This window comes from Enterococcus sp. PF1-24 (assembly GCF_029893325.1).
GTDB lineage: Bacteria > Bacillota > Bacilli > Lactobacillales > Enterococcaceae > HY326.
Window position 1 is genome coordinate 51,679 of record NZ_JARXWL010000013.1, and the last position, 16,416, is coordinate 68,094.

Here is a 16,416-nt window from a genome sequence, read left to right on the forward strand (position 1 = left end):
GCATCGTCCTTTACCTTCATTCAGAAATACCTTCAGCATCAAGCTCTTTTTTTAATCTATGGATTTGATCTTTCTTCGAGTTAATCAAGCATTGAAGCCTAATATTATTAAGCCATGTGAAACCAAAAGCGAAATTCACTGTATTTACGACAAGTACTATTCCTATAACTACCCCTATTAAAAAACTTACATGAGGCACAACCATTACTAAACAGTTCTTATATATTTGTTCAGTTGAAATAAACTGAACAAACATTTTTGCTATAGTTTCTAGCTTTGTAAATAGAAATGAACCTACAAAAATATGAATTGTCATTACACTTAATATTAGGAGATTAGGTCGATACAAAACACTTCTTTTCAGCGGAAGATATTTAACTAACTTTAATAACTCTGAAAATCGCTCTTGTTCCTTTTGCAAAGTTTCTTTTTTTTCTTGATTAATTCTTTTATTCAGTTCAGCTAATACATCAATTTCTTTTGACATTTTGCTCCACACCCTCACAAACTTTAACTTTTCTATTCTTGATCAGCAATTTCTACTTCTTTAAAAAGCTTATCCAAACTATCTTCTAAGCTTTCATGAGCATCTTTTTTTGTATCTTCTATAAATAGTTTGTTTACCATGTCTGCTAAAATTAGCTTAAATTTATTTAACATTTCTTCAGCCAGTTTCTCATGAAATCTAATAACAGTTTAGTTATAGTACCATTTTCTATTTCTGATAAAAATATAGAAATCAAACCAAACATGCAACCTATCTTCAATATCATTAATTCAAATTTTTCATCAAATTCTTTTTTTTCTTCAATTTTCTTTTTTTGGATAATTTCTTCCTTGCCGATTTCTCTTATCTTCATAGAAAACTTAAGTGATTTTATTTCAGATTTTAATAAATTAACATTTCCATCTGCATATTTTAAAGAGATATAGCCAGACTCTTCAGTTAGAAACGAAAGTGCATGTTCTAATTCCCAACTATCTTTATTTGAGTAGAGGACTACATGATACTTATCATCAATAGTCAGATTGTAAATATATTTTTGACCATTATTACTTCTGGTCAAACGGTTCTCAGCATCTTTTAGAACGACTGCTGTTGATCCTCCTAGTGCTAAAAGCATTGGTATTATAAACATGTTTGCTCATCTCCCTTTTTTTCAAAATTTTTTATACAAGAAAATATCCAATATTGAAAAATGTAACCATTAATACAATAATCCGCCTGTCTCCCTTAGAAAATTTTTCTTTCCCATAGTCCGAAAAAAATAGAAATAAAGCTATCATTTCGATTATCAACATTACTTGATTCATGAGCATTCTCTCCGTTCATTTTTATTACTTGAACTGTAAATAATTTCAAGTTCTTCAAGTAAATCATCACTCACGTCTAATGAATCCCCTGATGCCTTCTCTGTCTTATCAACAACAGAAATTAAATCTATTACTATTGTTTCTACAATTAACGTAATTTTTTTTGCATATTTTTCTGGTATTTCTGTCCCCTCATGACTTGCTAAGATAGTTGTCATACTATTAATTAATGCAGCGTGTTTCATTAAGTGGTGTACAAATAGCTTCGATCTTTTCGCTTCACTTTTATCTAAAATAATCAATTTATCAATAATTAAATCAATTACTCCTATAAGAGAGTTCTCTGTATCATTTGAGTTAGCTATATCTAGCCTGTAAATTACTAAAGAAAATTCTTTGAATATTTTAGTACAAAATTGTTTATCTTTTCTGCTGTTAAATAGGTTCTTTTGCTCTTTTGAAAAGTTAGAATATTTCTTTTGAATGTGATAAAGACAGGTTTTATTCATAGTTACCTTGCCCTCTTTTATAAATTCTTCAAACTTTTATCATTATTTACTATTCTCAACTTTGGTTTGCTTATCATTAATTTCTATATACTCAAAAAATGCTTAGGGTTTAAGCAATCGTTTCCCCAACTCTACAAAGGTAGAATATCTGCTCCTACATTCACTGAACATAATCATGGCAGATCCTTTGATGTCCCTCTTTGGCCGCTAGGCTAAAATCCTACAATGCGATATAGAGGGAAGACACATTGCAGCATATTATTCAGTTTTAGGTCTTTTCTGCTTGTTTAAGTTGACAAATTTATTTGCCCCTTGCCCGTCATCGACAAGTTTTAAATCACAAACAAACCAAAGTTGAGAATTTGCATTTTTTATTTTACTTTTGCATAGTTGCTAAAGTGAGATAACCTTTCTGATTTGTTCTAATAATTGAATGGTTCTTTGTGTGGATAATCTTGTAGTAATCAATTCCTTCTGCTTTTAATCTTCGCTTCAAAGCTCTCTCAGCAGTCATGGACAATCTATCTATCTTAATTTCTCGCCATTTCAAAATATTTATTTCTGGTTCAAAGTTCGGTTGATTTACATTTCCTTCACTTATCCAACATAATGATTCAAACTTTGTTTTCCTTTGGGCAATTACCTTATCAAGCAAATCATAAACGATTTTAATATCTGGATATATTTCATTAATCTCGTGTATGGCTCCAATTTCATTGTTTTTTTTTACTTTGCCATTAACTATTTTTTCAACATGCCTATAACATCGGCCATATAAATTTTGTTTCGCTGGATCATGTCCGATTAAGTATTCTCTTTTGGAAAAAGTTAAAACACGATATCCCTTATTTTCTAATGCTATTTCATCAAAATAATTCATTATTTTTCTCCTCCCTCGTGATAAGACAATTTATTATAAATAAACAATCGTTTGCTTTTCGTCCTCAAAAGGTTGGTTTTTATTCCTGATTTTGAATTTTTCTTTACCTTTGCTATTATTTTCTTCTTGGCAACAAAGTAAGCTCATGCCTGGCGCTTTCCTCTTAGCAATTACTTTCCCGCCGGCATTGAAAACTAGATGAATCTCATCATATATCCGATTTAATATGAATGTATCTTTTGTAACAAAGCTTACCCAGCGCTTGTCTTTATTTCGCCAACATACTGATCCATCAAATAACTGAACTCTCTTAGCATTTTCTTGAAAAGCTTCCTTTTTGAACTCCTTTTGAAAAGTAATTTTATTAGCCATTGCTGCTCTCCTCCCATTCTTTTTATTTTTCAATCCTCAGAATTGTTTTTGTACAACCGTCACGTATAATATAGTTTCGCTTTAGCCCTGGTACTTGTTGAACTCTAGACAAAATATTAATTACTGAACAATTAAGCCTCTCGGCCACAGCTTCCACAAAGACATCAGAGTCTACCTGCTTCAGAAACTTTTCAATATCAAAAGATAGTTGATCTCTATCTCCTAGTCGTCGCTGGCTATAATCTTTTAGCTCTAGCATATTCACTCACTCCTCTTTTCTTTTTCATAAACACCAGAATTTCTTTTTTCCCATTCACGACTATTGAAGATTTTTCAGCTTGTGGGATTCTTTTAACACAATCCATCACAACATTTTTAGATAAATTCGTTTGCTTAGCTATTAAACTGACAGTCACATCTGTTTTTTGCGTCTTCAGAAATTCTAAAACTTTATTAAATCGCTTTTTTTCTGGCGCATTCTTACGGTCTCGGATTACCTGTTTTCGTGATTTTTTTGGCTTACTTGGTAAAAAATCTCTTGGAATCTCCTCTGTGACTGTAATATTGACTGTTTTCTTACATTCCCAAATCTCTTTAATCTCAAATACTTTAGGAGAATGGTTGAATTTTACAAATCCAAACGGACAAATACCTTCTTGCCAATTTTTTACGGAAACTAATTTCGGATTAAATCTTTTTCTTTTCTTAAATAGCCGAATGTAATGATCTCCAGATACTGTTTTTTCAGGTATCAAATTCACATCATGGAATACTCCGGCCACACAATGGTCTCTTTTCAGGTATAAAATATTATTTTCAATTTCCACTACTTTTCCTCACTTTCTTAGTTTCAATCTTCAAGGTCTATCTCAAATTGGAACAAACAAAAAAAGGGCTGTACAGACTTGTTTAAGTCGTACAGCCCCCCGATTGGTTAATGTCTCAAATACTATTAGAAAAAGCATACAAGAGCAGAATTTATCTAGGGATATTACATTCTTAAATAATTCTTTCCTTGAACTAATAATTCGTATTATGGTACACTAAACTTCGGGTATGCAGTCCACTTAGGAGGTCTTAGAGTAACTCCTATTGGCGAACACTTACTAGAGACGGAATTGCTTAGGATAGCAATTCTGAATCAAACCTTTGAGCCTAGGAAACTCATTGGGGTAGGTGCGCATACCTTTTTGTTTGCTCTAATTCAAAATAGAGCTAAAAGATATATATTCATTTTTCTTAAATTTTTTGATTTATATTTACAAAATAGCACAGACATTTTTTTAATGCAAGTCTATTTTTTTCTCAATCCTTAAAATGGGTTGGGATTTTTTTTGCTAATAATAATCTAAAGATAAACTTTTATATTATTATTAGTGTATGAGATTCAATTTTTTATTTGTTACTCACCTCCAACAAATTTGTTTGTGCAATGATCATTACACAATAATTATCAACCGAAAAATTAAATAACACAACACATTTTAGCTAAAAAGTGCAGTTTTTTTGCCAAAAAAGGCCGAAATGTGTCAGAACTGACATGAAGCGCTTACATTAAGCGGTTAAAAAAGGGGGTATGTGTCACATCTGACACATCTTTATTAAATTTTGATTAGAATTAGTTTTCAAATATAACAAAATTTAGGGGTGTTTTGTATGGAAAATTTTTCAGATATCTTATTAACTGTTCGACAACAGAAGCAGATGTCACAGAAGGATGTTTATGGGGGAATAGTAAGCAGATCCACTTACTATAGATTCGAAAAGGGGAAAATAGAACCAGAGATTTCAACAATGGCTGAACTTCTTACCAGATTAGGCCTTAGCTTCAAAGATTTAGAAAATGAATTATTTATTCCAGAACTTTTCCGTACTAGGAACAAACTAATCTGGAAACTTAAAAACCATGAATTGAAATTAGCGGATAAAGCCAAATTACAAAAAATTTCAGAATCAATCAAAAAGAATTATCCAGGTCCAAAGGGAATGTTTTTTTACTTAACCACAAAATTAATGCTGCACTCACAGTCACCAAATGAATTTCAGCCACTAAACCAAAAAGATAAAAATGAATTTAAAGATTACTTTGAACGTTTAGAAAAAATTGAATTTCAAACAGATTTCAAGCTTTTCAGTAATTTTCTAACCTACTGCCTCACTTATGAACAATCCAAAGAAATTTATTCAAAGTTAGTAATAATAGATCCATACTCTTTTGAAAATGAAGATCTTAATTATCGAAATGAGGTCCATCGAATACACAACAATATGTGTGACTATGCCATCGAGAATAACGACCTAACCTTTGCAAAACTAATTCTTCGAATCCAGAAAGAATATTTGAACATCCACAATGATATGCAATACAATCTACTTCACCAGGTAAGCGAAATTACCATCACATTCTTAGAAAATCATGATCCAAAACTTATTGACGCTCTTATTAAAATTAAGCAAATTTTTTTAGATGCAAACGACAAACCAACTGCTCAAATTATTCAAAGTCAATACGAAAAGCTTATGTTTAATAAGACTTATTTGTCTAGTGATCACATTGTAATTGACTAGCTTAACTATTACGAGTGTTATTAGCTGACATATTTTTTTACTAGGTATACACTTACTATGTGAGGTACGCATAACCCTCATTAACTCTCTTAAAGCGGATCTTTCTTTTTGTACGTAACCAACTGACTTACAAAACCTCTCTATGAGAAAGGTCCGCTTTGCTTTCTTATCTGTTTTGCACATCTTTTATAAACAGGAACATAAAAATCCTTAAAGACTATAGTTCTTGGGGTTTTTATGTTTTTTTAGATTAAGACTAAAATAGTTCAAGCCCTTTGCCGCTACTCGCTACGAGTCTTGCCCCTGCTACAAACAAAAAGAGAATAATATAAATATATTAGCTGTATTCTGCTGGCTGACTTACAAAGTAATATAATGTCTTATGGCAGTTTGCCTATTTATTTTTAACTTGAATTGGCGATCTGTAAATGCAGTTGTACCGCTGTTTTTTCAATTGCAATCTCACTTGGGTTTAGTGCAGCAACAACCGTATCGACAGCCTCCGGTAATTTACGTCTTAGTACCTCTAGGTACTTCTCTCTGTGTTCTTTTTTAGCTTTGATAATCATACCAAATAGCGCAACTCTAGTTGCAACTACAATTCCCCCACCAAAGCCACGTTTTGATTTGAAATAAATTTCTCCAGCTGCTTTCATTTCTTTTAGGCAGTGGTCTAAAGATCTCTTAGGAATCCCGATTTCATCAACAATTGCTTGTTTGCTTGTCTGAATGTAGGCCCACTGTGTAGTACTGTTAGCATTTAAATAAACTCGTAAGTCCTCTTTCCACTCGTCATAGTGACTGTTTTTACGGTCTTTTCTTGCTTTTTTGAATTTATACCAGAAATTCCCGAATAATTGAGCATCGGTGTAAGTCCCAGGAATCCAGTTCTCAATTAATTCACGAATTTTTGTTCTTTTGGCGCCTTTATAGTTTCCGGAATAAGCAGAATTTAAAGTTCTATCAAACTCAATTTGATCAATTGGATCTGATAAGTTTGAGTTGAATTCATCCAGAATATCATAGCAATCTTCATAGCTAACAGCTGAGGAATAATGTGCTAATGCTAGTGTAAAAATGGCATTATTTCGCCCCAAAAGCCCTTTATTACCACGAATTCCATCGTTTCTAAGCAACATTTTCACCCAGGGTTGAGAAACTTGGCCATTTTTTTGAGATGGATATACTCTGAGTGCTGCTTTTCTTGCAAGTTTTTCCTTATTAGCTTTTGCCTTTTTCTTAGAGTAGTGTTTAATTGACCAATCAATCAAGCTTTGCATATCGTATGTGCAGCTTTCGTTCAGATCAACAATGTTGTCTGTTCTAGGGATTCTAGCAATTCCAAAATGATTGCAGCCCAGGTCTACAGGCAGTGTTTGGGCAAAGTACTTACGAATACTGTTCGAAACGTTGCGTGCAAGCTTCAGAGAAGCATAGTTATCAGCATTTGAAATAAACCAAGGCTTATCCAGAACAAAATAAGCCTGGTATCCACCCGGTGTTTTAAGAATAAAAGTTGGCAAGAATCCGAAATCAACATTGCAGCAAGCATTAATAATATCCATTTCAGATAAATTATCAGTCTGTGGAACATCAATATCTACAACAAATGTATTGATTTGACGTAAGTTTTTCTCAGAATGGCCCTTTGTGATTTGCTTAGCAGCATCAGCATATGTGCCATAGCTGTATACGTTCGGTGTCCAATGTGTGAATTGATCTTCGTTGAAAAGCAAAGCCTCTTCAGAAGTGAACACTACTCCTCTAGCATCGATCATCTGCTCTTTTGATCTAAAAACAAAAATTGCCCCTTTATTTCCTTCAGGCTTGTAAGAAATCGGCTTGATTTTGCTATTTTTATACTTAAATTTGCGAATTCCGTCTTTTAAAATCATTGAATGAATCTCATGTAATTCCACTTGGACACCTCCTGTCATTTAATTTTATGTACGAAAAAAGAGAACACTAAATAAACTAGTGTCCTCTCAAAATTAAAAAATGCTTAAAAAAGTGCTGTTTTTACATAAAAAGCACACTCAAATAAGCATTCTTCTGTTGAATTTTTTTTCAAAATTTGCTATAATAAACTAGACGTTTTTTACATAGCAAAAGTGTATTCCACTACACTTTTTTGAAAAAAGAAGAACACTACTAAGCGAAAAAGTTTGAACGCCAATTCAAATTTTTTCGTTTTTTTATTTATACCTAAAAATAGCAAAAAGGAAATATTAAATCAACTCTTTTTTTTGAGCATACTACTTTAATTATTGTCTGCATACTACTTTAATTATTTTTTCATTATTGCTTACATACTACTTTAATTATTTTTTTGTTGCCAGTACATACTACTTTAATTATAGTTTCGATAAACTGTACATACTACCTTAATTATGTCGCTATTTACCAACAGATACTACTTTAATTGTTTTTTTGATTATCAGCGCATACTACCTTAATTATAGTTTTGATTATCAGCGCATACTACCTTAATTAGCAAGAGAATACTACTTTAATCAAATAAAAACGATATGCCAATACTACTTCTTATAACTTCAAGATACTACTTTAATTAATAACTACATACTACTTTATTCAATTTATTTTCTCCGTATAGTGCCTATTTATCAGCGTTTTGCAACTTTGACTATATGATAACATACTACTTTAATTACTAGATTAATATACTAGAATACTACTTTAATTAGATTCTGCATACTACCTTAATTACTAAATTGATACTACTTTAATTAAGTTATTGAAATGATAGATACTACTTTAATTAACTTTTATTGAAATCTTCATACTACTTTAATTAACTTTCCTTGGTTAGATGAATACTACTTTAATTATTGTTTAGTTTATCACCACATACTACTTTAATTAACTTTTATTGAAATCTTCATACTACTTTAATTAACTTTTATTGAAATCTGCATACTACCTTAATTACTAAATTGATACTACTTTAATTAAGTTTTTTGCCTACTAAAATACTACCTTAATTATTGTTTCAGACTCTGTTTATTATCATAAAAAAGAGAATATCCAAAGATATTCTCTACAAAATCAAATTTCCCATCTTTTTTTGATTTGTTCCGCAGTGTATTCTTCAATTTCATCAGGCCTTCTGACAAGATTTCCTTCTTTATCATATTCAGCAAGAGTAGGGTGTTTCTCTCTATATAACTCTAATTCTCTTTCTAAATCTAAAAAAAGCGATTGTTTATCTTCTTTATTCAATTTACTTCTAATGTATTGATCAATTGCTTCTCTTAAAATCTCATCTCGAGTAAGTTCTGTTTGATATTTTTCTGTTAGTATTGTTGATACAGAATGCAACAAAGGTGATATTTTTATTGGTTTACCATTAGTAGTTACAAGTACTCGATCTGATGTTTTCAAAGGAGGACCAACATTCTTAGTTTTTTTCTCTTCTTTTTGCCTCGCTAATTCATCATTTGCTACAATTCTCTTCTCTTTAGGCTTAATTAAGGGAGTAGGGGTTGCTTCTTTTTTTAGGTTTTCGCTATTTTGCTTCTCTTTTATTTTTGCTAAGCCTTTATTGGCATTAAAAATATTTAGATTTCTTATTTCAGCCATTTACATAACCTCCTTAATACCAAGTTTCATGCTCTTTAAGTTCATCAAAAATCGCAATAAATAGTTCATGAGTTTTTCTATCCCATTGTTTAAGTGTACCTTTTTTGGTTCTTTCTGTAGTTATCCCAGAACCATCATATCTCTTCAGTCGAGCATTTTTTAATACAACATTTTTAATTAAATGCTCCCCATAAATATCTTTGGCTTGTTCATACATTTCTTTATCAACTGAATCGCCAGTTTCGAGCATAAATGGAATTACACCCACGACTTTTAAGTCTGATTCAAATGTTTCAGTAAAAAAATCCATATATTCAAGATACTGCATAGCATTTCTCATTGACTTTACTTGAGTTTGCAAAACTACTATTGCCCAATCAGCTATGTACATAGCTGATTTACTGAAGTTTGAAATTGACGGGGGAACATCAATATAAATTACATCGTATTTATCATATAGTGGAGAGAGTTTTTCATCCATATATTTAAATCTATCAATACTTTCTGGATAGTTAACAGTACTCCAATTATCATATTCCTCAAAACTCATATCTGCTGGTAAAATATCTAAATTGTTTATCACTTGATAAATTGCTTTTTCAACTGGAATATCTTCCATAAGGACATCTGCAATTGTATATTCAAAATTAATCGGTGTATTTTCTCCACCACCATCTTCTTTGCTATAGTTCATATGAGTAAGATTCATAACATCTGAAGTATTTCCTTGCATATCTAAATCGACAATTAAAGTTTTCAAATTGTAATGATATGCAGACTCAAAACCTAGCATTTGTGCAACCGTACTTTTCCCAACTCCACCTTTGAAATTTCCAATAACATATTTTTTTGCTCTCATTTATTTTTCTCCCTTACAATTTCTAGCATGTACTACTTTAACAAACTTACTTTCGTACTACCTTAATTAAAATTATAACATACTACCTTAATTAATCAAGAACTTTTCACTTGTACTACTTTAATTATATTTACAACAAACGTTATAAGGATAGTATATTGAAGAAACTATCGTTGCATACTACTTTAATTAAGGTAGTATGCGGAAATATAAAGACCAAAGAAAAAAAGAGAAAAGGAGATTACTTTTTTCTCTTTTATATTTTTGACCATTTCCAATTTTCGACAAAATGAATGTTTCGTATATCTGATATAAAGTACCAGGTACTATCAATTAGTATTTCGTCATTTTTTTGCCCATTAAACTTCCCAATTATAGATTCTGTTTGCCGACCAAACTCATCCCTTGTGTTCAGCTGTATGGAAAGTAGCACATTATTTTCCATTGCTTCTTGAAGTACATCTGATATTTCCTCTTCTGACATTAACGGTAGGGTAGGGATCTCCTTAGTTGCTTCAGCCGTATTCTTACTTATGCTATTGGCCAGCTCGGCCATGTTAAAAGCTGTAATCCATTTCATAAAGCCTCTATCATGATAATCATTATAATCACTAAAACTCTTATCATTACTAATTTGAATCACCTTCAATACCAGCCATGCCTCCGGCGTGCCCACCAATTAGGGAAGACCTCGCTATAGCACGACCACCGTCTAACAAGCTTACAGCACGTACTATCGACTTAAAACCATATTTACTCCTTATCGTATCAACAATGTGATCCACGTTCATGTCTCGTTCTTCCTGAAGCGGATCTGAAAATAAATCCAGCTGAAGTGAATCCGTATGAATCAGATTTCCAGTATTTACAGAAATATTCCGGACTTCCTGACGGTTATAATGCTTATCAAATATCAGGAGTAGAGCATTGGCCAACTCCCGACTTGAATTAGTCGCATGGATCTTCAGCTGCTGCCGAAATCCTTTATTTCCGTATCTATCTATATAACCTAAACTATATCCGATTCCCAAACTTACAACCTGTGCTTGCATTCCAGAACGTCTCAAACGTGTCGCAACTTGGTCAGCCATTTCCTTAATCACAATTTCAATTTCAGACCGTTTTATATAATCTTTATTCAGTACCTGGCTGTTGCCAATCGATTTTGAAACCGGCTGAATTTTTTCGCCCAGGAACGAGCGATCAATTCCCCACGAATGAGCGTATAGTTGAGCTCCAATTATTCCTAACCGATCTTTGACTGCATAGTAATTACTATGTGCCAGATCATATATTGAATGGATGTTTAATTTGGCTAAATTAGCAGCTGTTCGCTTAGAAATCCCCCAGAAATCAGTAATGTTCTGAATCTTCCAAAGGGTAGAGGGGACATCTTCATATCGCCATTCCGCTATCATTTCATCAGTGTGCTTGGCCGCATTATCCAGGGCTAATTTGGCGAGTAGGGGATTGTCCCCAATTCCGATCGAAACATAGATTCCCAGCTGTTCAACAACTTCTTGCTGAATTTTCCTAGCTAATTGATAGGGCGTACTACAATCAAATAATTTCAAGGCACCAGTAACGTCCAGAAAGGACTCATCAACTGAATAGACATGGAAGTTATTTTCATCACAAAACCGGCGATAAATATTATTGATCTCCATGTTTTTTTGCATATAAACTTTCATACGTGGTTCAGCTATAATCAAGTCTTCAGGATAAGGGAAGGGGAGATCCCTAGCGCGACTAACATTAGAAATATCATAAGCTGCTTTAGCGGCGGGGGAGGAGGCCAAAATTAAACCACTGCCACGCTCTGATTCCGAATCAGGAGGGTAGGAGAGAACAACAAGCTTCGCTTTGAGCGGGTGTAAGCCACGTTCCACAGAAGCGTAGAAAGAGCGACAATCGATGCAGAGAATATCACGACTAGGTTCTTTTGAGTAGTCAAAATTTAAAACGGATTCGTACATAATAAATCACCTCACGTTTTTATAATACAAACATACGTTCGTTTTGTAAAGCGAACATAATCTAAAATTTTCAAAAAAGCAACCATAATTTACTATGTTTGGTCAAAACAAATATTAGAGGAGGGTAGAGAGGAAGAACATGCCATCCCTAACCTAAATAAAGTTTTTACTTCGTAGAATTTTTTTGGAAAGAAGAAAAAAGCAGTCAAGCAACGAATGCTGCTTGACTGCAAAAATCAAATTATTCTATTGGATTTTCTTCCCCAACACCAATTGACAAAGAACCGATATTTTATCCAAAATAATTTTTCTCGTATTCAACATATATTTTTTAGAAAATAGGAAGGTGATTTAAAGCAATTTTATTGATTACTAGTTATTCAACACACCCAGCAAATCATTTAACTCAGGTATTTGCACAGCTTTAAACTTGGTTGTTAAGCGCCAAACCATATTATTGCCGTGAGATTCTTCATCAAGACCATCTTTCAAAACAACTTCAGTAATATTGACGTTTAGATAGACTTTCATATCTTTTGTTGCTGTAAAAGTAATATACTGTGGCGCTTTTTCGTCCAATTTCCCTGCGCCTGCACTTAACATTTCAATGCCTTCAATTTCTTTATATTGAGCATCTACTTTTACACCAGTCGCTAGTACATATTCGATTTTTCCGTAATCTTCGACTAAACTTTTAGAAAGTTGTTTACCTGACAAGGCAATCGTGTAAGTTTTTCCGGCTTTTACGTCAAATTCTCTAGTTGCATCTGGTAAATTTTTCTGAGTACTCGCATAGGGTACATAGCCATGTTTTTCATTTTCAAAAAGTCCACCACCCAACAAAGGCAGTAGGAACAAAGCTCCTATAAGAATTAGTAAAGAACCCAAGAGACCAATCGGAATAGTAATAACTGAAAAGTAACCCATTCCCATTAAAAATGCTGCTATACCACCCAAAGGAAGTCCAACAAGCAATACTAATCCCGCCGGAATTCCTAATATAGTAAAGAGCAATATAAAGCCCGCAACCATCCCGATACCTCCAACCACTATGTAGTCAAAAATCCAAAAAACTATGCCAGCAAATATTTGAAAGACAGCCAAGCTAAACATGCCTGTACCTACAATCAGCGCTAATAGACCTATCGGTAACCCTAATACACCAAACCCACTACCACCAAAAAGCAAATCAACGATTTCTTCTTGCAAATTTTCACCAGTAATATCAATCGGTTTTCCTTCTTTATCAGCTATATCTGCTAATAATTCTTCATCCACCGTAATCTCACCATTGCTATCAGCACTTTCAACCATCTCAGTTAAGGTATTTTTTAACGCTTCAGCATCGACTTCCTGCAATGATTCTTTCATTGTTTCAACTGTTTCAGGTGTAACAGCCTCTTTCAATGTTTCTTTAATTTCAGTAACTGAAATATTTTCCATCTCAGCAGCAATATCAACATTTTGAATTTCTGCCTGCATTTCAGCAACTACTTCTGGAGTAACAGAGTCGGCTGTTTGATTAATAAAGTCTTGGTCAAGTTCAGCTACTCTTGCTTGATATTCTGCTTGTGTCAAATTATTAAAATCATTAATAAAACCGTCATTTTTATAAGTATTAATTATTCCAGCATCTTCTTCAGACAACCCGTTAATCTCTAACTCATTAATCACTGTTTGCATTTCAGTTAATGCTTCAGCAGGAACAGCTGATTTGATTGTTTCCACGTCTTGTTGCATAAGTTTTTCTTTTACAACAGTAATATCCGTTTGACGGATTTGTTCTTGAATGGCTGTTGCATCAAGCTCAACGTCTTTGAGTTCTGTTAATTGCGCTGAAATCTTTTCGGTATCAACTGCTGCTAGTAGTTCTTCTTCATTTAGTTGATCGATTGATTGACGAATTGTTTCTTCACTAATTTTTTCAAACTCTTGATTAATAGCAGCTTGATCAATTTCTTCGATTTTAGCTAAAGCAGCTTTTTTTTGCAGTGCGACATCTCCTAAATTTGCACCTGTTACAGTACCATCTGTTGCAGCACTAACCACACTAGGTACAAATACCGAACTAACTAAAAGCGTGGTACAGAACGATATGCCTAGCTTAAATATTTTTTTCTTTTCCATATAAACTCCCCCTTGTATTCCTTGCTCACCTGTTTAATAATCCACGCAAGCATGATTTGTACAAATAAAATAACATATTAATCGAAGATGAACCTACCAGATTTCAGCCTGAATAAATAACATTAGTTATAAACGGCTGTTTTTATTCGTTTTCTTCTTTATATATAATTATTTATCTGAACAATGATATTATATCACTTTTTTAGTTATTTTTCAAAAAAACTAAGCTTTCTTATTTTAACGAGACAAAAAATAAAATAACTAATGTTATCCACTTTGATAATTATTGTCTAAGGAAAAATCTTATGGATACCATTTCAACTCCCATAATCTGCTTGGATGTTGGGGAAGCAATCAAAATTGAAAAGCAAAAAAACAAGCATAAATTACTATGCCTGGTTCAATAAAATATAGTGGAGAGAGCAGGGGAGAAGTACACATCCAACTCTTCAGCAATTATTTTGAAAAGTGCTTATAATCCACTTCTCACACACTATTAACTACGCAAATCAATTAATTATCTTGAAAAAATAATAGAAAATATGCTATAATATCATCATACCAACAAACAACATCCCTTAACCAATTTTTTTCATTCTAACTCCTTTTTCCCCTAGCAATTGCTAGGGGACTTTTTATGTCCTTCAAAACTATTCTCTTAGTCAATGCATATTACGTTACTAAAAAAACTTTTAACCCTATAATTAAGTAATAGGAGAGTGATTCATTATGAACGAACAAAAAATTTTAAATGGACTGTCTTATATCTCAATAATTTTTGCTCCATTTTTATTTCCCTTAATTGTTTACTTAGTTAGCAATAATTCCGATGTTAAATATCACGCTAGTAGAGCACTAAAGCTTCATCTATTGCCAATTATTTTAACAATCATAGCCTTGATTATTATCGGAGCTACAGGTTTAATTACTAACGATGCTCAGCCTACTGCAATTCTTAGCGGCATTTTAGTAATAGGAATAGCAATTTTGGATGTGGCTTTAGCCATATACAATTTAGTAATAGGAATCAAAATTTTATCAAATTAATTCTATAAAATAGTCCTGGTAACTTTCGAAAAAAGTTATCAGGACTATTTATAGGAATCTCAGCTGATACTGCAACTATCACTTAACAAGTACTTTATTGTTTGATTATAGTAATTTACCGCTGTTTGTGATAAAATAGGAAATGTAAAGAGGGCATGCGTCAACATACCCTCACCAGCACCGTTTAAGACGGTGACGAGTATTTAAAAGACTAAAAAATAGCCGGTCAGCTCGCTAAAGTAGACGGCTATTTTTTGTCGTTTTTAAGCATTTTAACAACTAAGCCAACTAGAGCTATGGTAAATGTACCAAAGCCAAGCATGACTTGAATCGTTTCATATGCGGACAAAAGGCTGCTCCTTTCTCTAAATTCAGTAGGTACTCGCATAAGCACCACCTCACTTTCGATCAGAACGCCACCGTCATAAACTTTACTGTCTATGATAGTATAGCACAAATAGAAGTTGTCCAATAGCTCTTAGTACCATAAGATATTATGCAGGAAAAGGGTAGAATAATTAATCTTATAGAAAGCAGTCTATACCAACTCCGCATAATATTATTTCTGCCTAATAAAGTAGGAGTGGGTACCAATAAAAAGCAGCTGCCATTTAGCAACCACTTTATTTTCACCGCTATTTGTGATAAAATAGAAAATGTAAAGAGGGCGTGCGTCAACATACCCTCACCAGCACCGATCAAGTTGGTGGCTGAGAAACTAAATATTGCTAAAAAATAACCGTATCGTAACTCGGCTAAAGTTGACTAACGGTTATTTTTTGTCGTTTTTAAGCAATTTAACAACTAAACTTATCAGAGCAATGGTAAACATACCAAAGCCCAGGATAACATCAATTGTATCTTTTGCTGACAAAGGCTTTTCCTTTCTACAGATATAGTTAGTATTTTCATACAAACCACCTCCGTTTCTTAAAAGATAGCCACCGCTTAAACTTTACTGTCTATGATAGTATAGCACAAATAAAAGTTGTCTAATAGTTCTTAATAACATAGGATATTTTACAGGAAGAGGGTATAATAATTAGCCTTATAACGATTGGTCTATACCAACTCCCGGATGTCAAAATAAAGTGCAACACTTTACAGATACTGGTTAACTAATTTTGTTATAAAAAGATTGACAACTACATAGACAACCGTCTA

General features: G+C 32.9%; 17 protein-coding genes. 2 read left to right on the forward strand and 15 right to left on the reverse strand.

What is annotated here, in order from left to right; all coding sequences use genetic code 11:
- Positions 1-16 precede the first annotated feature (16 nt).
- The 7 genes from M2139_RS07520 to M2139_RS07550 form a co-directional block, all read right to left on the reverse strand.
- Positions 17-487, reverse strand: a complete 471-nt coding sequence (locus M2139_RS07520) for a hypothetical protein (protein WP_280738178.1) — start codon at positions 485-487, stop codon at positions 17-19.
- Between the two features lie 32 nt (positions 488-519).
- A complete protein-coding gene (locus M2139_RS07525; RefSeq protein ID WP_280738177.1) occupies positions 520-660 on the reverse strand; it encodes a hypothetical protein in 141 nt (46 codons plus the stop codon).
- Entirely contained in the window at positions 654-1,139 is a 486-nt protein-coding gene (locus tag M2139_RS07530) for a hypothetical protein (RefSeq protein ID WP_280738176.1), read from the reverse strand. The genes M2139_RS07525 and M2139_RS07530 overlap by 7 nt, the downstream gene beginning before the upstream one ends.
- Positions 1,140-1,310: 171 nt before the next feature.
- Complete coding sequence (locus tag M2139_RS07535; RefSeq protein WP_280738175.1) at positions 1,311-1,823, reverse strand: hypothetical protein; 513 nt, start codon at positions 1,821-1,823, stop codon at positions 1,311-1,313.
- Positions 1,824-2,199: 376 nt separating this feature from the next.
- Positions 2,200-2,703, reverse strand: a complete 504-nt coding sequence (locus M2139_RS07540) for a hypothetical protein (protein ID WP_280738174.1) — start codon at positions 2,701-2,703, stop codon at positions 2,200-2,202.
- 33 nt (positions 2,704-2,736) lie between these two features.
- Entirely contained in the window at positions 2,737-3,075 is a 339-nt protein-coding gene (locus M2139_RS07545; RefSeq protein WP_280738173.1) for a hypothetical protein, read from the reverse strand.
- Positions 3,076-3,311: 236 nt separating this feature from the next.
- Positions 3,312-3,902, reverse strand: coding sequence for a hypothetical protein (locus M2139_RS07550; protein ID WP_280738172.1), 591 nt, complete (start codon positions 3,900-3,902; stop codon positions 3,312-3,314).
- A gap of 829 nt (positions 3,903-4,731) precedes the next feature.
- On the opposite strand from M2139_RS07550, the gene M2139_RS07555 reads away from it, so the two are divergent.
- Positions 4,732-5,643, forward strand: coding sequence for a helix-turn-helix transcriptional regulator (locus M2139_RS07555; RefSeq protein WP_280738171.1), 912 nt, complete (start codon positions 4,732-4,734; stop codon positions 5,641-5,643).
- A 404-nt stretch (positions 5,644-6,047) separates the two neighbouring features.
- Here the strand turns inward: M2139_RS07555 and M2139_RS07560 are convergent, their stop codons facing one another.
- From M2139_RS07560 to M2139_RS07585, 6 genes are all read right to left on the reverse strand, one after another.
- Entirely contained in the window at positions 6,048-7,562 is a 1,515-nt protein-coding gene (locus tag M2139_RS07560; protein WP_280738170.1) for a primase C-terminal domain-containing protein, read from the reverse strand.
- A 1,147-nt stretch (positions 7,563-8,709) separates the two neighbouring features.
- A complete protein-coding gene (locus tag M2139_RS07565; protein WP_280738169.1) occupies positions 8,710-9,243 on the reverse strand; it encodes a hypothetical protein in 534 nt (177 codons plus the stop codon).
- Positions 9,244-9,256: 13 nt separating this feature from the next.
- Positions 9,257-10,102, reverse strand: coding sequence for a ParA family protein (locus M2139_RS07570; protein ID WP_280738168.1), 846 nt, complete (start codon positions 10,100-10,102; stop codon positions 9,257-9,259).
- Between the two features lie 256 nt (positions 10,103-10,358).
- The gene (locus M2139_RS07575; protein WP_280738167.1) at positions 10,359-10,751 is read right to left on the reverse strand and encodes a hypothetical protein; all 393 of its coding nucleotides are present in this window, start codon (positions 10,749-10,751) and stop codon (positions 10,359-10,361) included.
- Entirely contained in the window at positions 10,732-12,078 is a 1,347-nt protein-coding gene (locus M2139_RS07580) for a Y-family DNA polymerase (protein ID WP_280738166.1), read from the reverse strand. Before M2139_RS07580 ends, M2139_RS07575 begins: the two co-directional genes overlap by 20 nt.
- A gap of 372 nt (positions 12,079-12,450) precedes the next feature.
- Positions 12,451-14,205: a hypothetical protein gene (locus M2139_RS07585; protein WP_280738165.1), complete on the reverse strand. Its 1,755-nt coding sequence runs from the start codon at positions 14,203-14,205 to the stop codon at positions 12,451-12,453.
- A 729-nt stretch (positions 14,206-14,934) separates the two neighbouring features.
- On the opposite strand from M2139_RS07585, the gene M2139_RS07590 reads away from it, so the two are divergent.
- Complete coding sequence (locus M2139_RS07590; protein WP_280738164.1) at positions 14,935-15,252, forward strand: DUF4870 domain-containing protein; 318 nt, start codon at positions 14,935-14,937, stop codon at positions 15,250-15,252.
- A 247-nt stretch (positions 15,253-15,499) separates the two neighbouring features.
- On the opposite strand, the gene pepG1 is transcribed toward M2139_RS07590, so the two are convergent.
- Together pepG1 and M2139_RS07600 are read right to left on the reverse strand one after the other, a co-directional pair.
- Complete coding sequence (gene pepG1, locus M2139_RS07595; protein ID WP_280738163.1) at positions 15,500-15,640, reverse strand: type I toxin-antitoxin system toxin PepG1; 141 nt, start codon at positions 15,638-15,640, stop codon at positions 15,500-15,502.
- A gap of 384 nt (positions 15,641-16,024) precedes the next feature.
- Positions 16,025-16,147 carry a putative holin-like toxin gene (locus M2139_RS07600; protein WP_348522604.1) on the reverse strand — a complete coding sequence of 41 codons (123 nt, stop codon included), beginning with the start codon at positions 16,145-16,147 and terminating at the stop codon, positions 16,025-16,027.
- Positions 16,148-16,416 lie beyond the last annotated feature (269 nt).